Raw genomic sequence first — 21,868 nt, 5'->3', positions numbered from 1 at the left:
CGGAACCTCAATATGGCGCGGTGTCACGGACGCGGCGGGCTGATTCCATTGTGCGTTGCGATGGCCTGCGTTGTGGCACGCTCAGTGCGCGACGGCCAGATATTCGTCGGCGATTTCGGTCATCGCCCGCGCGATCTCGGCCTTCGCCGGTCCGTTGAGCTGAACGATCGGCAGCCGTGTCGCGGGCTGCATGAACCCCAACAGCGCCAGTGCGAATTTGAGGGCGGCGGGGTGCTCGCGCTCGAGCAGCGTCGCGAGCGGCACCAGCCGCTGATGCAGCTCGCGCGCCTGATACAGCCGGCCCTCACGCAGGTGCCGGGCCACCGCCACGCACAGATCGGGCGCGACGTTCGAGATCGACGAGATGCAGCCGTCACCGCCGGCGGCCATATAGGCGAGCGACATGGTGTCGTCGCCGGTCAGCATCCGGAACGTCGACGGCAGGCGTGGACGCAGGCGCCTGAGGCGGGCGACATCGCTGCTGCCATCTCGCAGTCCGATGAAGCGCGGCGATGCTGCGAGCTCAACCAGCGTCTCGTCCGCCAGCCCCTTCACCGTCCGCGACGGGATGTCGTGCAGGATCACGGGCAGTGTCGTGGCCGCAGCGACGGCGCGAAAATGCGCCGCCATGCCCTGCGGCATTGGCTTGTTGTAATACGGCACGACCGACATGATGGCTTCAGCGCCGGCCGCTTCCGCCGCGCGCGTGAACGTGACGGCACGATCGGTCGCGTTCGACCCGGCGCCGGCGATGATGCGGACCCGCCTGCGCGCGATGTGGGCTGCGATGCGAACCAGCTGGGCGCGCTCCGCAGGCTCAAGCGTCGAGCTTTCACCCGCGGTCTCTCCGACCACCAGCGCCGTGGCGCCGGCCGCGATCTGGCGCTCGCACAGCCGGCCGAACGCATCGGTATCGATCTCGTCATGGTGGTTGAAGGGGGTCGGAAGGTCGGGGATGAAGCCCGACAGCCATGCCGCTGAATCCGCTTTCGCAACCGTCTTCGCAATGACCTTCGCAGTCATGGGGGTGGCTCAGGCCACGCGGCTGGCGGGGAGAGGCACGGTCTCGCCGCGCATATCGAGCTCGAGCTCGCGCGACAGCTCGACGATCATTTCGGGGTGCTGGCCGTTCTCGAACAGCGCGTATTTGACGGCCTGGGCGCGGTTGACGAACAGGCCGCCATAGAGGCCGTTCTGCTGCTGGGCGACCCACTGGCCGCGGTGGTTGCGGCCGATGAAGACGATGGTGGACACAGCGCTACACGAGGGAGGTTCGACGAGTTTCACGGTGATAGTCCTTCAGATGGAAGTCACGCGTTAATGTCTGTTTTGCGGGATATGAAATCGAGCGCGGAGGACGGCCGACTTCATAGGAGCGGCATAGGATTTGAGGGGTGGGCTTAGATGTGCTGGACGATGCCGGTCCCGAGCGCGCACAGCGCGACATAGGCGGTCATCTCGTCCCAATGATTGAGATTTGTGGCGAACGGCATCTCGCGTTTGGCGATACCGGCGAGCGCGCAGATCAGCGCCGACATCCAGAGCAGCGTGACGAGGCCCCTGCCGAAGCCTGCGCCGGCGAACACGGCAAAGCCGATCATGATGGCAAGCCGGAAGCCGAACCGGACCATGACCTGGACCGACTGCAGCTGCTGCGGCAGTTGTTTCGCGTTCACGACGGCGCCGCCATCAGCCGATGTTGTCGACGAAGAGCGGCTCGTAGAGCGAGCTGATGCCGCGACGGACGGTCGGCACGCTGGTGCGGTTCTCGGGCGCCGAGATTCGCTGCGCCTCGACGAAGCCGCTGAGGATCGCGAGCGCAAGATCCGCATGGTGGGTCTCGATCGACTGGTCGAGCCAGTCGGGCAGCTCGCGTTCGCGCGACAGCGCGCAATGCCACTCGCCCTCGTCATAGACCAGGCGGCGGATCTGCCATTGCGGCAGCTCGAGGTCGAGCAGCGCGATCGCGGCGTCGGTCCATGCGCCGGACTGGATCAGGCGCTCGACACGGGCGCTCTTGCCGCTTTGTCCAGCCGAGGGAAAGCGCCGGCAGGTCTGGCTGATGATGTCGGCCATGAACTCGGCGGTCACTGTATAGGCATCGCGCAGCCGTTCGCCGAGGTCGGTGGAGGTGGGTTGGGAGAGCATTGTCATGGCGTCATCTCGTCGAAGGCGCGGCCCCAGAAGGCTAGGCTCAAGGTATTGGCCGCAGGCCCAAAATGGCCGGATAGCCATTTGAAAACGAGATGAGGCGAGCGGCGGAGATATAGGGATTCCATAAAAATGGAACGGGCCCTTCACCCTCCCCTGGAGGGGGAGGGTCGCTTCACATCGCGTCAGCGATGCGAAGCGGGGTGGGGTGACGGTGCCTCCGCGTCTGACAGTGCCCGTGCTGAGAGATCACCCCACCCCGTTTCGCATTCCGCTTCGCTCCATGCGAACCGACCCTCCCCCTCCAGGGGAGGGTGACGCAGTACGCATCTTCAGGTCGATTTGGTGCAGGACGACGGCGGAGAGCGGATCGCCACTTATGGGATTCCTATAACGTCCTTATGCGTCACATCTCGAAATCCTATGCCCCGGATGGCACCTCACGGTCATCCGGCGCGGAGCGCTTATACGGTCGCCCGCGCCCCTCGGATGCATAGGAGTCTCTCATGATGGACATTCTCATGGCGGCGCTCGCGATCGGCTTCTTCGCGGCCGGCATCGGCTACGCCTACGCCTGCGAACGGCTTTAAGGGAGGCGGCGATGATCTTCGATTACTCGCTCGCCGGCCTCGTCTCGCTCGGCCTGCTGTTCTACCTCACCTACGCACTGCTGCGGCCCGAACGCTTCTAGGCGGCCCGCGATGTCAGCGCTTTGCACAATTCTGTTGGCCGACGCGGTGTTGACCGGGCTGTTGCTCGGCATGTTCGCGTCGCTGCTGCGCTTCGCACCCATTCGAAAGGTTTGACGCAATGACCGTCATCGGTTGGATTCAAATTATTCTGTTCTGCGCGATCGTGGTCGCGCTGGTCAAACCGCTCGGCTGGTACATGACCCGCGTGTTCAACGGCGAGCGCACCTTCCTCTCACCCGTGCTGCGCCCGGTCGAGCGCGGCATCTACTGGGTCGGCGGCGTCGACGAGCGGCGCGAGCAGCACTGGCTGACCTATACGGTCGCCATGCTGCTGTTCCATGTCGGCGGCTTCGCTCTCATTTACGGCCTGATGCGGCTGCAAGCGGTGTTGCCGTTCAACCCGGCCGGCCAGACGGCGGTTGCCGAGGATCTCTCCTTCAACACCGCGATCTCCTTCATCACCAACACCAACTGGCAGAACTACGGCGGCGAGAGCACGCTGTCCTATCTGGTCCAGATGCTGGGCCTGACCCACCAGAACTTCCTGTCGGCGGCGACCGGCATCGCGCTGGCGATTGCGCTGATCCGCGGCTTCACCCGTTCGTCGATGCGCACGGTCGGCAATTTCTGGGTCGACGTCACGCGCTGCACGCTCTACGTCCTGCTGCCGATCTGCATCGTCTATGCGCTGTTCCTGGTCTGGCAGGGCATGCCGCAGACCCTCGGCGCCTATGTCGACGCCACCACGCTGGAGGGTGGCAAGCAGACCATCGCGCTCGGGCCGGTGGCCTCGCAGGTTGCGATCAAGATGCTCGGCACCAATGGCGGTGGCTTCTTCAACGCCAACGCTGCGCATCCGTTCGAGAATCCGACCGCGCTGTCGAACCTGGTGCAGATGATCTCGATATTCGCACTCGGCGCCGCGCTGACCAACGTGTTCGGCCGGATGGTCGGCAACGAGCGCCAGGGTTGGGCGATCCTGGCCGTGATGGGCATCCTGTTCGTCGCCGGCGTCACCGTCACCTATTGGGCCGAGGCCAACGGCACCTCGGCGCTGCAGGCGCTGGGTCTCACCGGCGGCAACATGGAGGGCAAGGAGGTCCGCTTCGGCATCGTCGCGTCCTCGCTGTTCGCCGTCGTCACCACCGCGGCGTCCTGCGGCGCGGTCAACGCCATGCATGACAGCTTCACCGCGCTCGGCGGCATGATCCCGCTGATCAACATGCAGCTCGGCGAGGTCATCATCGGCGGCGTCGGCGCCGGCTTCTACGGCATGCTGCTGTTCGTCGTGCTGGCGATCTTCGTTGCCGGCCTGATGGTCGGCCGCACGCCGGAATATGTCGGCAAGAAGATCGAGGCGCGCGAGGTCAAGATGGCGATGCTCGCGATCCTGGTGCTGCCGCTGATGTATCTCGGCTGGACCGCGGTCGGCGTGGTGCTGCCGTCGGCAGTGGCCTCGATGGCCAATGCAGGCCCGCACGGCTTCACGGAGGTGCTTTATGCCTACACGTCCTCGACCGGCAATAACGGCTCGGCCTTTGCGGGCCTCACCGGCAACACGCTGTTCTACAATCTGACGCTTGCGTCTGCGATGTTCGTCGGCCGCTTCTTCATGATCGTGCCGGCGATGGCGATCGCGGGATCGCTGGTCGAGAAGAAGTCGATCCCTGCCTCGGCGGGCACCTTCCCCACCACCGGCGGGCTGTTCGTCGGCCTCGTCATCGGCGTGATCCTGATCATCGGCGGCCTGACCTTCTTCCCGGCGCTCGCGCTCGGGCCGATCGTCGAGCACCTCGCCATGAACGCCAACACCCTGTTCTGATTTTGAATACGTCCGGAGTGACATCCATGGAAACCATGAAACTGCAGAAACAGGTGACGGCGTCGACCATGCTCGACCCGAAAATCCTGGTGCCGGCGATCTGGTCGGCTTTCGTCAAGCTCGATCCCCGGCTGATGATGAAGAACCCCGTGATGTTCGTGGTGGAGGTGGTGGCCGCATTGACCACGATCATCTTCGTGCGCGATCTCGTCAGCGGCGGCGCCAACCTCGGCTTCACCTTCCAGATCATCATCTGGCTCTGGTTCACGGTGCTGTTCGCCAATTTCGCCGAAGCCGTCGCCGAGGGCCGCGGCAAGGCGCAGGCGGAATCGCTGAAGAAGACCCGCACCGAGAGCCAGGCCAAGCTGCTCACTGGCACCGACCGGACCTATCGCATGGTGCCCGGCACGTCACTGAAGGTCGGCGATGTCGTGCTGGTCGAGGCCGGCGACAACATCCCGTCCGACGGTGAGGTGATCGAAGGCGTCGCCTCGGTCAACGAAGCTGCGATCACCGGTGAGTCCGCGCCTGTCATCCGCGAGTCTGGCGGCGACCGTTCGGCGGTCACCGGCGGCACCCAGGTGCTGTCGGACTGGATCCGCGTCCGCATCACCGCGGCGCAGGGCTCGACCTTCATCGACCGCATGATCAGACTGGTCGAGGGCGCCGAGCGGCAGAAGACGCCGAACGAGATCGCGCTCAACATCCTGCTCGCGGGCCTCACCATCATCTTCGTGTTCGCGACGGTGACGATCCCGAGCTATGCGGCCTATGCCGGCGGCTCGATCTCGGTCGTGGTGCTGGTGGCGCTGTTCGTCACGCTGATCCCGACCACGATCGGCGCGCTGCTGTCGGCGATCGGTATCGCCGGCATGGACCGCCTGGTGCGGTTCAACGTGCTGGCGATGTCCGGCCGCGCGGTGGAAGCCGCCGGCGACGTCGACACGCTGCTCTTGGACAAGACCGGCACCATCACGCTCGGCAACCGCCAGGCGACCGCGTTCCGTCCGATCCGTGGCGTCTCCGAGCAGGACCTCGCCGACGCAGCACAGCTTGCCTCGCTCGCCGACGAAACGCCGGAGGGACGCTCGATCGTGGTGCTGGCCAAGGAGAAATACGGCATCCGCGGCCGCGACATGCACGAGCTTGCCGCGACCTTCGTGCCGTTCACCGCGCAGACCCGGATGAGCGGCATCGATGCCGGCACCTCGTCGGTCCGCAAGGGCGCGGTCGACGCCATCCTCGCCTATGTCGACGGCGGCTCGCCCCGCACCGTCGCATCGGGCAATACCGTCCGTGCGGTCGCCGCGACGATGAGCGCCGAAGCCCGCGAGATCCAGGCGATCGCCGATGAGATCGCCAAGGCCGGCGGCACGCCGCTGGCGGTCGCCAAGGACGGCAAGCTGCTCGGCGTCGTGCACCTGAAGGACATCGTCAAGGGCGGCATCCGCGAGCGCTTTGCCGAATTGCGGCGCATGGGCATCCGCACCGTGATGATCACCGGCGACAATCCGATGACCGCGGCCGCGATCGCAGCCGAAGCCGGCGTCGACGACTTCCTGGCGCAGGCAACCCCCGAGGACAAGCTCAAGCTGATCCGCGACGAGCAGTCCAAGGGCAAGCTGGTCGCGATGTGCGGCGACGGCACCAACGATGCGCCGGCGCTCGCGCAGGCCGACGTCGGCGTCGCCATGAACACCGGCACCCAGGCGGCCCGCGAGGCCGGCAACATGGTCGACCTCGACTCCAACCCGACCAAGCTGATCGAGGTGGTCGAGATCGGCAAGCAGCTCCTGATGACCCGCGGTGCGCTGACCACGTTCTCGATCGCCAACGACGTCGCAAAGTACTTTGCGATCATCCCGGCGATGTTCCTCGCGTTCTATCCGCAGCTTCAGGTGCTGAACGTCATGCACCTGGCGAGCCCGCAAAGCGCGATCCTGTCCGCGATCATCTTCAACGCGCTGATCATCATTGCGCTGATTCCCCTGGCGCTGAAGGGCGTCAAGTATCGCGCGGTCGGTGCCGGCGCGCTGCTCAGCCGCAACCTGATGATCTACGGCTTGGGCGGCATCATCATCCCGTTCATTGGCATCAAGGCGATCGACCTCATCGTCGCCGCCCTGGGCCTTGCGTAACCACAACCGTCATTGCGAGGAGCGAAGCGACGAAGCAATCCATCGATCCCCGTGCTGAACCGTGGATTGCTTCGCTTCGCTCGCAATGACGAAGCAGACTGAGGAGACCGACAATGCTTAGAGAAATCCGTCCCGCCATCCTTGTGCTGGTCCTGCTGACCGCGATCACGGGTCTTGCCTATCCGCTCGCCATGACGGCGATCGCCGGCGTCATCTTTCCGAAGCAGGCGCAGGGCAGCCTGATCGAGAAGGACGGCAAGGTGATCGGCTCCGCCCTGATCGGGCAGGAGTTCAAGGAGGATAAGTACTTCCACGGCCGGCCGTCGGCGACCGTCGCGCCCGATCCGAACGATTCGACGAAGACCGTGCCGGCGCCCTACAACGCGGCCAATTCCGGCGGCTCCAACCTCGGCCCGACCAGCAAGGCGCTGAACGACCGGGTCAAGGAGGATGTCGAGAAGCTGAAGGCGGAAAATCCGACTGCCAGCGTGCCGGTCGATCTCGTGACCACCTCGGCCAGCGGCCTCGATCCCGATATCTCGCCGGACGCTGCGCTGTTCCAGGTGCCGCGGGTCGCCAAGGCGCGCAGCATGTCGGAGGACGCGGTGCGCGAGCTGGTGACGCAGAACACGCAGGGTCGCTTCGCCGGCATCATCGGCGAGCCCCGCGTTAACGTTCTTGCGCTCAACCTGGCGCTCGACGCGGCAAAGGCAAAATAGGGGAGTAGGCCCGCTCTCGCAGGATGACTATATTGCGGTATGGCCAATCAGCGTGACCCCAATAAACGACCCTCGCCGGATGCGCTGCTGGAGGCGGCGCGCCGGGAGACCGATCGATCGGGGCGGCTGAAGATCTTCATCGGCGCCGCCCCCGGCGTCGGCAAGACCTACGAGATGCTCTCGAGCGCCCACGCCCGCCTCAAGGCGGGCGTCGACGTCGTGGTCGGTGTCGTCGAAACCCACGGACGGGTGGAGACCGAGGCGCTGCTCCGGGGTCTCGAGGTGATACCGCGCAAGCGGCTGGCCTATCGCGACCAGACGCTCGAGGAGATGGACCTCGACGCCCTGATCGCGCGGCGGCCGCAGCTCGCGCTGGTCGACGAGCTCGCCCACACCAATGCCCCGGGCAGCCGGCATCCCAAGCGCTATCTCGACGTCGAGGAGCTGCTGTCGCACGGCATCGACGTCTACACCGCGATCAACATCCAGCACATCGAGAGCCTCAACGACGTCGTCGCGCAGATCACCCATGTGCGGGTGCGCGAGACGGTGCCCGACTCGGTGGTCGATCGCGCCGATGCGATCGAGCTGATCGACCTCACGCCCGACGACCTGATCCAGCGGCTGAAGGAGGGCAAGGTCTATGTGCCGAAGCAGGCCGAACGCGCGCTGGAGCACTATTTCTCGCCGGGCAATCTCACCGCGCTGCGCGAGCTGGCCCTGCGCCGTACCGCCGAGCGGGTCGACGAGCAGCTGCTCACCCACATGCAGGCCAATGCCATCCAGGGACCCTGGGCCGCGGGTGAGCGCATCCTGGTCTGCCTGAGCGAGGATCCGCGCGCGGCCGGGCTCGTGCGCTATACCAAGCGCCTGGCCGACCGGCTGCATGCGCAATGGACCGCCGTCAGCATCGAGACCCGGCGCAGCCTGCAACTGAACGACGAGCAGCGCGACCGGCTTTCCGACACCATGCGGCTCGCGGAATCGCTCGGCGGCGAGGCGCTGACCCTTCCCGGCGTCGGCCGCCGCATCGCCGACGACGTCATCAATTTCGCCCAGGCCAACAACGTCACCCAGATCATCATCGGCAAGTCGACGCGGTCGCGCTGGTTCGAGCTGACGCGCGGTTCGGTGGTGCACGATCTGGTGCGCCGGGCCGGCAATATCAGCGTCAACGTGATCGCCGGCGACGAGCTACCGGTCGGCAAGGCGGCGGTGCAGACCGCGCAGCGGCAGGAGCCGTTCAACCCGCGGCCCTATCTGATGGCGCTGCTGCTGACGGCGATCGGGCTCGGCGCGGCCAAGCTGATCCAGCCATTCTTCGGCATCGAGAATGTCGACCTCGTCTTCATCACCGCCGTCGTCGGTGCGGCGGCGCGCTACGGCCTGTGGCCGTCGCTGCTGGCCAGCGTCGCGGCCTCGCTGTGCTACAATTTCTTCTTCCTGCCGCCGGTCTATACCTTCACAATCACCGACCCGACCAATGTCGCGGCGTTCTTCTTCTTCATGCTGATCGCGCTTTTGGTCTCCAACGTCGCGGCGCGGGTGCGCGTCCAGGCCGACACCGCGATCGGCCGGGTCCGCACCACCGAGTCGCTCTATGCCTTCAGCCGCAAACTCGCCGGCACCGCGACGCTCGACGACGTGCTGTGGGCGACCGCCTACCAGATCGCCCTGATGCTCAAGGTGCGCGTGGTGCTGCTGCTGCCGGAGGGCGGGATGCTGACCGTCAAGAGCGGCTATCCGCCGGAGGACCAGCTCGATCAGGCCGATCTCGCCGCCGCCAACTGGGCCTGGGGCAACGATCGCCCGGCCGGCCGCGGCTCGGACACGCTGCCGGGCGGCAAGCGGCTGTTCCTGCCGATGCGCACCGGCCGCGGCCCGATCGGGGTGATCGGCATCGACGACGACCGTACTGGGCCCTTGTTGACGCCGGACCAGCGCCGGCTGCTCGATGCCCTGGTCGACCAAGGCGCGCTCGCAATCGAGCGCGTGCTGCTGGTCGAGGACATGGATCGCGTCAAGCGCACGGTGGAATCCGACCGGCTGCGCGGCGCGCTCCTGACCTCGATCTCGCACGACCTCAAGACGCCGTTGGCTTCGGTGCTCGGCTCGGCTTCGGCGCTGCGCGATCTCGGCGCCAGCCTGAGCGATGCCCAGAAGCATGATCTGCTCGCCACGGTGATCGACGAATCCGAGCGGCTCAATCGGTTCATCGCCAATCTCTTGGACATGACCAAGCTGGAATCCGGCGCGATCGTGCCCAACACCGCGCGGCACGATGTCGGCGAGATCGTCGGCAGCGCGCTGCGCCGCGCCGCCAAGATCCTGGTGCATCACCGGGTGTCGCTCGAGCTCGCCGCCGACCTGCCGATGCTGGAGCTCGACGCCGTGCTGTTCGAGCAGGTGCTGTTCAACCTGCTCGACAACGCCGCCAAATACGCCCCCGCGGACACCACGATCTCGATCCGCGGCGCGCGCGACCGCGACACCATCGCGTTGCAGATCCTCGACGAAGGCAACGGCATTCCGGCCGCCGAGCTCGACAGCGTGTTCGACAAGTTCTATCGCGCCGAGAAGGGCGACCATGTCCGCCCCGGCACCGGCCTCGGCCTTGCGATCTCGCGCGGCTTCGTCGAGGCGATGCGCGGCACGATCGCGGCGGCCAACCGTTCCGACCGGAGCGGCGCCGTCATCACCATCCGCCTGCCTGTTACGGCCGACACCAACGCGCTGGACACTGCTGCATGAACGCGACGCCGATAAAAGTCCTGGTCATCGACGACGAGCCGCCGATCCGCAAGCTCTTGCGGATGGGGCTGAGCACGCAGGGCTACGACATTCTCGAGGCGTCTAACGGCAAACTGGCGCTGGAGATGTTGGGCGAGGGGCCGGCGCTGATCATCCTCGACCTCGGACTGCCCGATATCCAGGGCCACGATCTCTTGCGCATGATCCGCGGCCGCAACGAGAGCGTGCCGATCGTGGTGCTGTCGAGCCGCGGTGACGAGGCCGGCAAGGTGCAGGCGCTCGATCTCGGCGCCGACGATTATCTGACCAAGCCGTTCGGCATGGATGAATTGCTGGCGCGGCTGCGCGCGGCGCTACGGCACCAGTTGCAGGTGCAGGGCGAGCGGCCGGTGTTCCGCTCCGGCGATCTCTCGGTCGATCTGGTGCGCCGGATCGTCAAGGTCGGTGACAGAGAGGTCAAGCTGTCGCCGAAGGAATATGACCTGTTGCGCGTGCTGGTGCAGCACGCCGGCAAGGTGCTGACCCATCGCTTCCTCTTGAAGGAATTGTGGGACGAATTGACCGACGCGCAATATCTGCGCGTTTATGTGCGCCAGCTCCGCCAGAAGATCGAGGCCGATCCTGAGCGTCCGCAATTCGTGCTGACCGAGACCGGCATCGGCTATCGGCTCCGCGCGGCGGACTAGGCGTTGTCATGCCCGCTTCAAGCGGGGCATCCAGTACGCCGCGGCCTCTCGGGTCAATCGCCACGGTCTATGGAATACTGGGTCGCCCGGTCCAGCCGGGCGACGACACTGTCGGAACTTTCACTCCCATCAAGGCTTGTTTTCCGTTATCGGGAGAGAAGCCATGGCAAGAAAATACTCGCGGAAGGCATCAAGCGATGTCGAGCGCGTGATGAAGAAGCGCAAGGCCGGCACGCTGCGCAGCGGTCGCTCCAAGAAGAAGGTGACGAGCCGCAAGCAGGCGATCGCGATCGGCTTGTCAGAGGCCCGCGCGAAGGGGCGGAAGGTGCCGAAGAAGGCGTCCAAGAAGAAGACCGCGAAGAAGCGGAAGGCTGCAAAGAACAAGACTGCGCGGAAGCGCTAGCGCCTGTCACTCCGGTTGTCATGCCCGGGCTTGACCCGGGCATCCATCCAAAGCGTGGATGGCCGGGTCGAGCCCGGCCATGACGCGTCGGTCAAGTCATCCAAACAGCTTGAGTTTGGAACTTGAACGGATACCGTAGGTTTTGGTTCCTGATGGCCGCAGGCTCGCGGCGGCCGTGGTTCGCGCCGAGGCCTGGACGTGCCGCTGAGAAATCTCACCACCTATCGCAAGAAGCGCGACTTCGAGAAGACCAATGAGCCGGCGGGCGACATCAAGGTAGCGCCCGGCAAGCAGCGGCGCTTCGTGATCCAAAAGCATGACGCGACGCGGCTGCATTATGATTTCAGGCTGGAGTTCGACGGCGTCTTCAAGTCCTGGGCGGTGACGCGCGGGCCCTCGCTCGATCCGCATGACAAGCGGCTCGCCGTCGAGGTCGAGGATCACCCGCTCGACTATGGCGATTTCGAAGGCACCATTCCGGAAGGCCAGTATGGCGGCGGCACGGTGCAGCTCTGGGATCGTGGCACCTGGGAATCGGACGATCCCGAGCGTGGCTTCAAGAAGGGCGACCTTAAGTTCACGCTGCATGGCGACAAGCTGCGCGGCAGCTGGGTGCTGGTGCGGATGAAGAACGACCGCTTTGGCGGCAAGCGGACCAACTGGCTGTTGATCAAGCATCGCGACGAATACGCCGTTGATGGCAATGGCGAGGCGGTCCTCGACGAGGACCGCTCGGTCGCCTCCGGCCGCTCGATGGCAGAGATCGCAGCCGGCAAAGGCCGGGCGCCGAAGCCGTTCATGCTGGCCAAGGGCGACGGCAGGGCCAAAGCAGATGCGGTCTGGCAGTCCAATCACGGCATGGCCGCGGATGCGCGCGCCAGGACCAAGGCGCCGGCACCAAAAGAAGAATTGAAAGCGCAATTGAAGACGAGGCCGAAGGCGCAACCGAAGCAGGTGGCGGAGATGCCGGATTTCGTTTCGCCGCAGCTCTGCGCCGCGGTCGAGAGTCCGCCCAACGGCGCGGGCTGGTGCCACGAGATCAAGTTCGACGGCTATCGCGTGCAACTCCGCGTCGAGGACGGCGAGGCCGTGGTGAAGACCCGCAAGGGGCTCGACTGGACCGACAAGTTCGGCGCGATCGTGAAGGAGGCCGGCAAGCTGCCGGATGCGCTGATCGACGGCGAGATCGTGGCGCTCGACGAGAACGGCATGCCGCATTTTTCGACGCTGCAGGCGGCATTGTCCGACGGCAAGACCGACCAGCTGATCTTCTACGCGTTCGACCTGCTGTTTGCCGGCAACGAGGATCTCCGCCCGCTGCCGCTCGCCGAGCGCAAGGCGCGGCTGCAGGCGCTGCTCGCCGCGCGCAAGGGTAAGAATGCCCTGATCCGCTATGTCGAGCATTTCGAGGAGCGCGGCGACGCTGTGCTGGATTCCGCGCGCAAGCTTGGGCTGGAAGGCATCGTCTCCAAGCGGCTCGACGGCGCCTATCGCTCCGGCCGCTCCGATGGCTGGACCAAGGCGAAAATCCGCGCCGGCCATGAGGTGGTGATCGGCGGTTGGAAGACCACCAACGGCAAATTCCGTTCGCTGATGGCGGGCGTCTATCGCGACGATCATCTGGAGTTTGTCGGCATCGTCGGCACCGGCTTCGGCCAGGACACGGTCCGCCGCATCATGCCGGCGCTGATCGCTGCGGCATCCGACACCAGCCCGTTCGGTGGCAAGGACGCGCCGAAGAAGACCCGCGACGTGCACTGGCTGAAGCCGGAGCTCGTCGCCGAGATCGAGTTCGCCGGCTGGACCGACGCCGGCAATATCCGCCAGGCGGCGTTCAAGGGCCTGCGCCAGGACAAGCCGGCCCATGAGGTCGAGGCCGAGCGGCCGGTCGTAACCAAAGTGGTGAAGCCGATGGCGAAAGCAAAATCCAGCGCGGTCATGGGTGTCGCCATCTCCCACCCGGACAAGGCGTTGTGGCCGGATGCCGGCGACGGCGCGCCGGTGACGAAGCTCGACCTCGCGAACTATTTCGAGGCGGTCGGCGCATGGATGATCGGATATCTCAAGGGCCGGCCATGCTCGATCGTGCGCGCCCCCGACGGCATCAAGGGCGAGACGTTCTTCCAGCGCCACGCGATGGCCGGCACGTCGAAGCTCCTGAAGCTCGCCAAGGTCTCCGGCGACCGCAAACCCTACCTGCAGATCGACCAGGTCGAGGGTCTGGCCGCGGTCGCGCAGCTCGGCGGACTTGAGCTGCATCCCTGGAATTGCGCGCCCGATGCCTATGACACGCCGGGACGCCTGGTGTTCGATCTCGATCCCGCGCCCGACGTCGCGTTCTCCGACGTGATCGACGCCGCCAAGGACATGCGCCAGCGGCTCACCGCGGTCGGTCTCGAGAGCTTCTGCAAGACCACCGGCGGCAAGGGCCTTCACGTCGTGGCGCCGCTGCTCTCAAGTGCGAAGGACAAGGTGACGTGGAAGGAAGCCAAGGCGTTTGCGCAAGGCATCTGCCAGTGGATGGCGCAGGACGATCCCGAGCGCTATCTGATCAACATGTCGAAGGCCAAGCGGACCGGAAAGATCTTCCTCGACTATTTGCGCAACGACCGGCTCTCGACCGCGGTCGCGGTGCTGTCGCCGCGGGCGCGTCCGGGTGCGACGGTGTCGATGCCGCTGACCTGGAGCCAGGTGCGCGGCGACCTCGATCCGAAGAAATACACGGTGCGGTCGGTGCCGGCGCTGCTCGCCAAGAGCAAGGCGTGGGATGGCTATGAGGACGCGGCCTCGTCGATCAAGCCGGCGATGAAGAAGCTCGCGGCGCATTAGCAAACGTTTAGGTAAGCTTGTGCCGCTGGCTTGGTCGTCATACCCCGCGAAAGCGGGGTATCCAGTACGCCGCGGTCTGTCGGTTCAACATTGACGCCGCTGGAATACTGGATCACCCGCCTTCGCGAGCGCGGGTGATGACACCGCTGCTTGACATCTTGAATTGCGACCCACCCTCATCGTCGTCCCTGCGAAAGCAGGGACCCATAACCACGAATGGTAGTTGTTGGATGATGCCGGAACGACGCGTCCGTTCACAATATCCGCCGCGGAGTATGGGTCCCTGCTTTCGCAGGGACGACGCTGGGAGAAGCCGCGGCTCATCGATTCAATCGCTGACGTCTCTGGAATACTGGATCACCCGCTTGCGCGGGTGATGACAGTTGTTGATGCGGAGTCGTGCGCAACACGCGCCTCGGCGCTACAGGCGTCCCAGCAGGAGCAAGATCAGCAGGATCACGATCACGAGGCCGAGGCCGCCGCCGCCGTAATAGCCGGTGCCGTAGAACGGTCCGCCGCCGATGCCGCTGAAGCCGCCAAGTAGTGCAATGACCAGAATGATAAGAATGATCGTTCCAAGTGACATCTCAGTTCTCCTCAGCCCACGGGCCTGTCGTCTCTGCCCTTCGGGGGAGGAAACAACCCGCAACTATGAAGGTTCCGATTTGAGCGGTGCGATAAAACTGTGTGATCTTCCATTTGCGGTGGAACAGAATTACATCAACGGAATCCATGGAGGAGTGCACCGCGATGTCGGCTCCGCTGATTGTCTCGATTCCCCACAGCCTCGGCCGCGACGAGGCGATGCGCCGCCTGAAGACGGGCCTGTCGCGCGCAGCGGCAAGCGTGCCTGTGATGAGCGTCGACGAAGAGCGCTGGGAGAATAACCGCATGAGCTTCCGCGTCCGCGCGCTGGGACAGGTCGCCGCCGGACATCTCGATGTCGAGGATACCCATGTGCGCCTGGAGGTGACGCTGCCGTGGCTGCTGCAACGCTTCGCCGAGGTCGCGCAGGTCGCCATTCAGAAGAGCGGGCAGTTGCTGCTGACCAAGCGCTGACGCGCGGCGCTAGCCGTGCGCGCGCACACGCCTTGAAGCTTGCCTGGCTCCAGCGACGGCTCTCGCCTTCAGCACCGCGACCGGCAGCCTGGCGAACAGCGTCGAGAGCTGAATTCTGCTGTCGCCGCCCGGGAGCGCGTATCCAGCGAGGTCGATCTCGCCGTCAAAGGCCTCAGCGCGCGGCCAGCTGCGTCCGCCCTGCGTGAACGGGGCAAATGATTTGGCCACGACGACGATGATCGCCTCGCGGCCATGGCGCCGTGCGAAGGCGATGACATGATCGCGATGCGGGCCACTAACCGTGAGCGGCCGGTAGTCGCCGCTGCTGAAGACCTCGGGCAGCTCGTTGCGCAGCCGCAGCAGTTGCCGCGTCCATGCGAACTTCAGGCGGCCATCGCGCCAGCTTTGCGCCAGCGCGTCCCAATCCGGCGCCTCCAGCGCCGCGAGCATGCCCGCGCGTGCGGCGAAGTCGACCGGACGGCGGTTGTCCGGATCGACAAGCGAAAGATCCCAGCTTTCGGTGCCCTGGTAGAAATCCGGCACCCCCGGCATCGTCGCCTTCAGCGTGATCTGGCTCAGCGAGTTCAGCGCGCCGATCAGCGCGGTGCGCACTGTCAGCGTCGCCAGCGCATCGAGGAATTCAGGCGAGACCGTGCGATCGAGGATCCGCGCGATGAAGGTCTTCACGCCTGCCTCGTACGCTTCGTGCGGATTGAGCCAGCTGGTCTCCTGCTTGCCTTCGCGCGCGGCCTTCAGCGCATAGGCCTGGATGCGCCCGACCAGCGATGCGTCGTCCGGGTCCCAGGCGCCGAGCAGGGCCTGATACAGCATGTATTCGAACGTTGCCGACGGGGCGCGCATCTCGCCGTCGAGCACCAGATGCGGCGCGTTGAGCACCTTCCAGCGCGCCACCGCGCTGGTCCATTCGCCGGGGATCTCCGCAAGCGCCATGATCCGGGCGCGGGCGTCCTCGCCGCGCTTGGTGTCGTGGGTCGCGGTCGCCGTCATGCCGTGCGGCCATTCGCGGACGCGGGTCTGCATCATGGCGTGGAAGGTCGCGGGCGTAATCGCGCTCGCCGCCGGATCGCCGCCGACCTCGTTGAGTGCGAGCAGGCGATGGTAGCGATAGAACGTCGTGTCCTCCAGCGACTTCGCCATCATCGGTCCGGTGAACTGCTGCACCTTCAGCGCGAAGCGCCGGATCCGTGGTGCACCGTGCGGCGGCCGGCCGGGCTTCAAGAGGTCCATGGTCAGGGCATCGCGCAGGAAGTCGAAGATGCCTTCGTCGGCGGCGAACCAGTCGGCGCGGGCGCGCTCGATGGTCGCGCTGATCAGCGCGCGGTCATGCGCGGCTGGTCCCGAGGCGGTGAGATAGGTGCGGTAGACCGGGAAGTGCAGCACATAGAGCTCGAGCGCCTGCCGCAAACTGTCGGCGGAGAAGTCGCGGGTCGAGTAATGACCGCTGGCGATACGCGCGAGCAGCCGCGCCAGCACGGTGAATTCGCTGGTCAGCAAGGTCTCCAGCACGCGGCGCTTGGCCGCGCGCAGCACCGGCGTCAAATTCGGCGACTGGTTGCTGATCTGGCGCCAGATCTCGTTGAGCGGATCGAGGCCGCCGCCGTCGACCAGCGTCTGGCTGATCGTGTTCATCCATTCATAGCCGGTGGTGCCATGGACGCCGCTGAATTTCGGCAGCCTTTCGTCCTCGCCGAGGATCTTCTCGACCACCATGTAGATCAGCTTGGCCTTGGCGCCCTGCGCGGAGCGGATCAGGCGGCGCAGGCGCTGGAAGTATTGGGCGGGGTCGCGTAGCCCGTCGATATGGTCGAGCCGCAGGCCCTGCAGCCGGTCTTCCGCGATCAGTCGCTTCACGAGACTATGGCTCGCCTCGAAGGTGGCGGCGTCCTCGACTCTGAGGCCGGCCAGGGTGTTGACGTCGAAGAAGCGGCGATAGTTGATGTCGCTGGAGGCAAGCCGCCAGTGGCCGAGCTTGTAGTGCTGCCGTTCCAGGAGATGATGCAGCGCCAGTGTCTGAGTCGGCCGGTCCTCACTGGTGCGATAGGCATCGAGCCCGCGCGCGATGATCTCGGCACTGCCCTCAATCGACTTGATCGCCGCCTTCAGGGCCGGCGCTTCCTTGCGGTTCGGGTGACGCAGCCCGCGATACCTGGCGGCGAGCTCGAGCAGCGCGCGCCCGGCTGCGCTGTCTTCGGCGCCCGCCTCGCGGACGGTGGTCCGCAGCACCTCACCATAGCGCTCCGGCGCGATCGGCAGGCGGTGCTCGAAATACCAGGCGGAGAAACTGCCTTCGCTCGCGTCGTAGCGTAGTTCGATCTCGCCGCGCTCCAGCGCCTGGCCGTAGGACGAGCCGAGGATCGGCAGCAGCACGCCGCCGCGCGCGCGATAGGGCAAGAGGTCCCAGTCGATGTCGAAGGAGATCGCGTGCGGCGACACCGGTCCCCATTCCAGCACATCGAGCCACCACGGATTATCAGCAAAGTGCACGCCGACATGGTTCGGCACGAAATCCAGGATCAGGCCGAGGTCGTTCTGCTTCAGCGCATCGCTGAACCGCGCAAAGCCTGCTTCGCCGCCGAGTTCCGGATTGAATTTGGTGTGGTCGACGACATCATAGCCATGGGTCGAGCCCTTGCGCGCTTTCATGAACGGCGAGGCATAGACATGGCTGATGCCGAGTGCCTTCAGATATGGCGCCACGGCGGCGGCGGCATCGAAGTCGAAATCGGCAGTGAGTTGCAGTCGGTAGGTTGCGATCGGGATCGCCGGAGGCATTGTGCTATCCGATGTGCCAGCGCACCGCCCAGCCGGGGAGGTCGCTCGACAACGCGCCGCCCCAGATCGCAGTTCCCTTCGGTTCCGCTGTGCCGGTGATATCCCGATCCGACAAATTGGCCGTGAGCCACAGCGTGCGGCCGTCGCCCATCCGCCAATGCGCGGTCAAAAGATCGCCCGTGACGCGGTCGCCGCCGAAGCGTGCCCCGATTAGGTGTGGCGTGATCTCGCGCCGGCGCACGGCGAGCAGGTCGCGCACCAGCGCCAGCCGCGCGCGGGCGGGATCGTGGCCAAGCGCCGCCCAGTCGAGCACGGCCGATCGTACCGTCTCCTCGGCAAGCGGGTCGGGTATGTCGTCGCCGTACTTGGCATAGGCCCAGGCGAATTCCTTGCGCCGGCCGGCGCGGACGGCGTCGGCGAGGTCGCCCTTGAAGTCGCAGAAGAACGGGAAGGCTGTCGTCGCGCCCCATTCCTCGCCCATAAACAGCATCGGCGTGGTCGGTGCGATCAATGTGACCGCCAGCGCGGCCTCGATCGCCTCCGGCCTTGCGATGCTCTCGAGCCGATCGCCCAGCGGCCGGTTGCCGATCTGGTCGTGGTTCTGCAGGAAGTTGATGAAGCAGGTCGGCGACAGCGCGCCGCTCGGCTCGCCGCGGGCCTTGCCGCCCCAGAACTCCGAAACTTCGCCCTGGTAGATGTAGCCGGACGACAGTGCGCGCGCGAGGTCCTGCTTCGGCGCGCGGTAGTCGCCGTAATAGCCTTGGCTTTCTCCGGTCAGCAGCACGTGCCAGGCGTGATGATAGTCGTCGTTCCACTGGCCGCGGAATTTGCCGTGCGGCGGATCCTCGGCGGCATCGAGCAGGCTCGCGATGTTGTCGCCGTTTTCGAGCACGAGGTTGATGTGCCGGCCGGTCTCGGTGGCGAGCTTGCCGGCAGCTTTGCTGAAGTCATGCAGGATGGAGATTTCGCCGGCTTCGACGATGGTGTTGACCGCGTCGAAGCGCAGCCCGTCGAAGCGATAGTCGCGCAGCCAGCTGACGACGCTGCCGATCGCAAACGCGCGCACCTCGGGCACGCGATAATCGATCGCGCTACCCCAGGGCGTATGCGCGTCGCTGAAGAAGGTGGGCGCATAGCGGCCGAGGTAGTTCCCTTCGGGGCCGAAATGGTTGTAGACCACGTCGAGCATCACCATCAGCCCGCGCAGATGCGCTTCGTCGATCAGGGCCTTGAGGTCTTCGGGCCGGCCGTAGGCGCTGTCGGGCGCATACCACAGCACGCCGTCATAGCCCCAGTTGCGGCGGCCGGCGAAATCCGCCAGCGGCATCAGTTCAAGCGCGGTGATACCGGTTGCCACCAGATGATCGAGCTTGTCGATCATGGCGCGATAGGTGCCCTCCGGCGTGAAGGTCCCGACATGGGCCTCGAGAATGACGGCCTCATGCCAGGGACGGCCGCGCCACTCCGTCGCGCGCCATTTGAAGGCTGAGTGATCGATCACCTCGCTCGGGCCGAACACGTCGTCCGGCTGGAACGCGGAGGCCGGATCAGGCACGTCGACGTCGTCATCGATGCGGAACTTGTAACGCGTGCCGGCGCGCGCGCCTGCGATCTCGGCGATGTGCCAGCCGGCGGCATCGCGCGTGAGCGCATGCGGCTTGTCGAGCAGGAGGTCGACACGCTTGGCCGCCGGCGCCCAGAGCCGGAAGCGCGCACCGTCCGCGGTCAGTTCGGCTCCGAAGTGCTGCGCGCTCATGCGGAGCCTGCGAATGCCAGCACCGAACGCGGCGGTGCCGTGGTGTCGGCGCCGGCTGCAAATTGCTCGGCCGTTTGTTCTGCCTTGGTCGTGTTCAAGACCTGTTGCCAGCTCCTGTATTCCGCCATCCGCGGCATCCTGAACACGATCTCCTGCGGCGCGGCATTGAGCACGATAAAGATCGGCGCCTGGCCTTGTTCCATCGGCCCCAGCACGTAGGCGAGGAACCGGCTTTCCGGGAATTTCCAGTCGGATTCCTTCATCTCCTCCGCTGATGGCGTCAGCCAGATCACGCCATAGCTGCCGTCGGCGCGGCGGCCGTCGAGCCAGCTCTGGCAGCGGATCTGGCCGAAGCGCTGGCGGAGCGCGGTGAGGTGACCGATGAAGGCGATGGCGTCGTCATCGGTCCCGAGGTTCTCCCAGCCGATCCAGCCGGTCTCATTGTCCTGGCAATAGGCGTTGTTGTTGCCGGCTTGCGTGTTGGCGACCTCGTCGCCGGCAAGGATCAGCGGCGTGCCCTGTGCGAGCAGCAGGCAGGCCAGCGCGTTCTTCCTGAGCTGGCGGCGCAGCGCGATGATGGCAGGATCGTCGGTCGGGCCTTCATGGCCGCAATTGTTGCTGTGGTTGTCGTTGGAGCCGTCGCGATTGTCCTCGCCATTGGCCTCATTGTGCTTCTCGTTGTAGCTGAAGAGATCGGCGAGCGTGAAGCCGTCATGCACCGTGATGTGATTGACGCTGGCGCGGGTCGCGCGGTTGTCGTGGTGAAACAGATCCGAGGACGCCGTCATGCGGCCGGATATATCGCCGACCAGGCTGCCTTCGCCGCTCCAGTAGCGCCGCATCGCGCTGCGATAGCGGTCATTCCACTCCGACCATTGCGACGGAAACGCGCCGACCTGGTAGCCGCCGAGACCGAGGTCCCAGGGCTCGGCGACCATCTTGGCGGTCGCCAGCACCGGGTCCTGGCGGATCGCGGTGAGGAAGGGATGGTTGCGATCGAAGCCGTTCGGTCCGCGCGCCAAGGTCGTGGCGAGATCGAAGCGGAAGCCGTCGACATGGCAGACCTCGACCCAGTAGCGCAGCGAGTCCATCACCATCTGCAGCACGCGCGGATGGGTGAGGTTGACCGAGCTGCCGCAGCCGGTGAAGTCGTCATAGAAGCGCGGGTTCTCGCGGTTCAGCCAGTAATAGGAGGCGTTGTCGATGCCGCGGAAGCACAGCGTCGGGCCCATATGGTTGCCCTCGGCGGTGTGGTTGTAGACGACGTCGAGCAGCACCTCGATGCCGGCGTCGTGCAGCCGCGCCACCGTGGTGCGGAACGAGTCGAGCGCATTGTCCTGGGCGTAGCGTGCCTCCGGCGCGAAGAAGGCGATGGTGTTGTAGCCCCAGTAATTCGAAAGTTTCTTCTCGACCAGAGTGCGGTCGTCGATCAGGCCGTGGATCGGCAACAACTCGATGGTGGTGACGCCGAGCCGCTTGAGATGGTCGATCATCGCCGGCGATGACAGGCCGCCATAGGTGCCGCGCAGGTTCGGCGGCACGTCCTCGCGCTTCTGGGTCAGGCCCTTGACGTGGGCCTCGTAGATGATGGTGTCTGCCCACGGAATGTGCGGCCGGATCTCGCGGCGGCCCCAGTTGAACGTCTCGTCGACCACCACCGCCTTCGGCATGCCGCGGGCATTGTCGCGGCGGTCGAAGGAAAGGTCCTCGCGGGCGCTGCCGGTGCGGTAGGCGAAATGCGCATCGCTCCACACCAGCCGGCCGGCGAGCCGCTTGGCATAGGGATCGAGCAGCAGCTTGTTGGCGTTGAAGCGGTGGCCGCGCTCCGGCGCGTAGGGCCCGTAGACGCGATAGCCGTAAAGTTGGCCCGGCGAGACGTCGTTGAGATAGCAGTGCCAGACATCCTCGGTGCGTTCCGGCATCTCGATCCGCTCGAGCTCGCGGCGGCCCTGGCCGTCGAACAGGCACAGCTCCACTTTCTCCGCATTCGCCGAGAACAGCGCAAAATTGGTGCCTCTGCCGTCCCAGCTTGCACCGAGCCGTGCGGACGTACCCCCGGTCAGTCGCAT

At 65.6% G+C, this 21,868-nt stretch carries 17 protein-coding genes; 9 read left to right on the top strand and 8 right to left on the bottom strand.

What is annotated here, in order from left to right:
- Nucleotides 1-81: 81 nt before the first annotated feature.
- The 4 genes from dapA to ACOIX3_RS31375 form a co-directional block, all read right to left on the bottom strand.
- The gene (gene dapA / locus ACOIX3_RS31390; RefSeq protein ID WP_420965824.1) at nt 82-1,023 is read right to left on the bottom strand and encodes a 4-hydroxy-tetrahydrodipicolinate synthase; all 942 of its coding nucleotides are present in this window, start codon (nt 1,021-1,023) and stop codon (nt 82-84) included.
- 9 nt (nt 1,024-1,032) lie between these two features.
- Nucleotides 1,033-1,287 (bottom strand): hypothetical protein, encoded by a 255-nt coding sequence (locus tag ACOIX3_RS31385; RefSeq protein WP_342712537.1) that lies wholly within the window; start codon nt 1,285-1,287, stop codon nt 1,033-1,035.
- Nucleotides 1,288-1,400: 113 nt separating this feature from the next.
- The gene (locus ACOIX3_RS31380) at nt 1,401-1,676 is read right to left on the bottom strand and encodes a hypothetical protein (protein ID WP_420965823.1); all 276 of its coding nucleotides are present in this window, start codon (nt 1,674-1,676) and stop codon (nt 1,401-1,403) included.
- A 13-nt stretch (nt 1,677-1,689) separates the two neighbouring features.
- Nucleotides 1,690-2,154: a hypothetical protein gene (locus ACOIX3_RS31375; protein ID WP_420965822.1), complete on the bottom strand. Its 465-nt coding sequence runs from the start codon at nt 2,152-2,154 to the stop codon at nt 1,690-1,692.
- A 598-nt stretch (nt 2,155-2,752) separates the two neighbouring features.
- Here ACOIX3_RS31375 and ACOIX3_RS31370 point away from each other — a divergent pair.
- The 8 genes from ACOIX3_RS31370 (at nt 2,753) to ligD (ending at nt 14,191) form a co-directional block, all read left to right on the top strand.
- Nucleotides 2,753-2,842, top strand: a complete 90-nt coding sequence (locus tag ACOIX3_RS31370) for a K(+)-transporting ATPase subunit F (RefSeq protein WP_016846764.1) — start codon at nt 2,753-2,755, stop codon at nt 2,840-2,842.
- A 119-nt stretch (nt 2,843-2,961) separates the two neighbouring features.
- Nucleotides 2,962-4,665, top strand: coding sequence for a potassium-transporting ATPase subunit KdpA (gene kdpA, locus ACOIX3_RS31365; protein WP_420965821.1), 1,704 nt, complete (start codon nt 2,962-2,964; stop codon nt 4,663-4,665).
- Between the two features lie 26 nt (nt 4,666-4,691).
- A complete protein-coding gene (kdpB, locus tag ACOIX3_RS31360) occupies nt 4,692-6,803 on the top strand; it encodes a potassium-transporting ATPase subunit KdpB (protein ID WP_420965820.1) in 2,112 nt (703 codons plus the stop codon).
- Nucleotides 6,804-6,916: 113 nt separating this feature from the next.
- Nucleotides 6,917-7,522, top strand: coding sequence for a K(+)-transporting ATPase subunit C (locus ACOIX3_RS31355; protein ID WP_420965819.1), 606 nt, complete (start codon nt 6,917-6,919; stop codon nt 7,520-7,522).
- 39 nt (nt 7,523-7,561) lie between these two features.
- Nucleotides 7,562-10,273, top strand: coding sequence for a DUF4118 domain-containing protein (locus ACOIX3_RS31350; protein WP_420965818.1), 2,712 nt, complete (start codon nt 7,562-7,564; stop codon nt 10,271-10,273).
- Entirely contained in the window at nt 10,270-10,959 is a 690-nt protein-coding gene (locus ACOIX3_RS31345; protein WP_420965816.1) for a response regulator, read from the top strand. Before ACOIX3_RS31350 ends, ACOIX3_RS31345 begins: the two co-directional genes overlap by 4 nt.
- Before the next feature lie 163 nt (nt 10,960-11,122).
- Nucleotides 11,123-11,362 (top strand): DUF6496 domain-containing protein, encoded by a 240-nt coding sequence (locus ACOIX3_RS31340; protein WP_420965815.1) that lies wholly within the window; start codon nt 11,123-11,125, stop codon nt 11,360-11,362.
- Nucleotides 11,363-11,560: 198 nt separating this feature from the next.
- Nucleotides 11,561-14,191, top strand: a complete 2,631-nt coding sequence (ligD, locus tag ACOIX3_RS31335; RefSeq protein ID WP_420965814.1) for a DNA ligase D — start codon at nt 11,561-11,563, stop codon at nt 14,189-14,191.
- 421 nt (nt 14,192-14,612) lie between these two features.
- On the opposite strand, the gene ACOIX3_RS31330 is transcribed toward ligD, so the two are convergent.
- The gene (locus ACOIX3_RS31330) at nt 14,613-14,777 is read right to left on the bottom strand and encodes a DUF3309 family protein (RefSeq protein WP_076865768.1); all 165 of its coding nucleotides are present in this window, start codon (nt 14,775-14,777) and stop codon (nt 14,613-14,615) included.
- 164 nt (nt 14,778-14,941) lie between these two features.
- Here ACOIX3_RS31330 and ACOIX3_RS31325 point away from each other — a divergent pair, with 164 nt between their 5' ends.
- Nucleotides 14,942-15,250, top strand: coding sequence for a polyhydroxyalkanoic acid system family protein (locus tag ACOIX3_RS31325; RefSeq protein WP_420965812.1), 309 nt, complete (start codon nt 14,942-14,944; stop codon nt 15,248-15,250).
- Nucleotides 15,251-15,259: 9 nt separating this feature from the next.
- Here the strand turns inward: ACOIX3_RS31325 and treY are convergent, their stop codons facing one another.
- From treY to glgX, 3 genes are read right to left on the bottom strand one after another with little or no spacing between them, the layout of a single operon-like run.
- Complete coding sequence (gene treY, locus ACOIX3_RS31320; RefSeq protein ID WP_420965811.1) at nt 15,260-18,043, bottom strand: malto-oligosyltrehalose synthase; 2,784 nt, start codon at nt 18,041-18,043, stop codon at nt 15,260-15,262.
- Nucleotides 18,044-18,047: 4 nt separating this feature from the next.
- On the bottom strand, nt 18,048-19,799 hold the full coding sequence (treZ, locus tag ACOIX3_RS31315; RefSeq protein WP_420965810.1) for a malto-oligosyltrehalose trehalohydrolase: 1,752 nt from the start codon (nt 19,797-19,799) through the stop codon (nt 18,048-18,050).
- On the bottom strand, nt 19,796-21,868 hold the full coding sequence (gene glgX / locus ACOIX3_RS31310; protein ID WP_420965809.1) for a glycogen debranching protein GlgX: 2,073 nt from the start codon (nt 21,866-21,868) through the stop codon (nt 19,796-19,798). The genes treZ and glgX overlap by 4 nt, the downstream gene beginning before the upstream one ends.

This window comes from Bradyrhizobium sp. B120 (assembly GCF_049075665.1).
Lineage (GTDB): Bacteria > Pseudomonadota > Alphaproteobacteria > Rhizobiales > Xanthobacteraceae > Bradyrhizobium.
Note: the sequence above shows the minus strand (reverse complement) of the source record. Positions and strands in the feature narration are given on the sequence as shown.

Bases quoted from the DNA above. Each gene is read 5' to 3' on its own strand.
- ACOIX3_RS31325 (WP_420965812.1), top strand. From the start codon at position 14,942: ATGTCGGCTCCGCTGATTGTCTCGATTCCCCACAGCCTCGGCCGCGAC.
- treY (WP_420965811.1), bottom strand. From the start codon at position 18,043: ATGCCTCCGGCGATCCCGATCGCAACCTACCGACTGCAACTCACTGCC.
- kdpB (WP_420965820.1), top strand. From the start codon at position 4,692: ATGGAAACCATGAAACTGCAGAAACAGGTGACGGCGTCGACCATGCTC.
- dapA (WP_420965824.1), bottom strand. From the start codon at position 1,023: ATGACTGCGAAGGTCATTGCGAAGACGGTTGCGAAAGCGGATTCAGCG.
- ACOIX3_RS31375 (WP_420965822.1), bottom strand. From the start codon at position 2,154: ATGACAATGCTCTCCCAACCCACCTCCACCGACCTCGGCGAACGGCTG.
- treZ (WP_420965810.1), bottom strand. From the start codon at position 19,799: ATGAGCGCGCAGCACTTCGGAGCCGAACTGACCGCGGACGGTGCGCGC.
- ACOIX3_RS31340 (WP_420965815.1), top strand. From the start codon at position 11,123: ATGGCAAGAAAATACTCGCGGAAGGCATCAAGCGATGTCGAGCGCGTG.
- ACOIX3_RS31370 (WP_016846764.1), top strand. From the start codon at position 2,753: ATGATCTTCGATTACTCGCTCGCCGGCCTCGTCTCGCTCGGCCTGCTG.
- ACOIX3_RS31355 (WP_420965819.1), top strand. From the start codon at position 6,917: ATGCTTAGAGAAATCCGTCCCGCCATCCTTGTGCTGGTCCTGCTGACC.
- ACOIX3_RS31330 (WP_076865768.1), bottom strand. From the start codon at position 14,777: ATGTCACTTGGAACGATCATTCTTATCATTCTGGTCATTGCACTACTT.
- ACOIX3_RS31345 (WP_420965816.1), top strand. From the start codon at position 10,270: ATGAACGCGACGCCGATAAAAGTCCTGGTCATCGACGACGAGCCGCCG.
- glgX (WP_420965809.1), bottom strand. From the start codon at position 21,868: ATGCGACTGACCGGGGGTACGTCCGCACGGCTCGGTGCAAGCTGGGAC.
- ACOIX3_RS31350 (WP_420965818.1), top strand. From the start codon at position 7,562: ATGGCCAATCAGCGTGACCCCAATAAACGACCCTCGCCGGATGCGCTG.
- kdpA (WP_420965821.1), top strand. From the start codon at position 2,962: ATGACCGTCATCGGTTGGATTCAAATTATTCTGTTCTGCGCGATCGTG.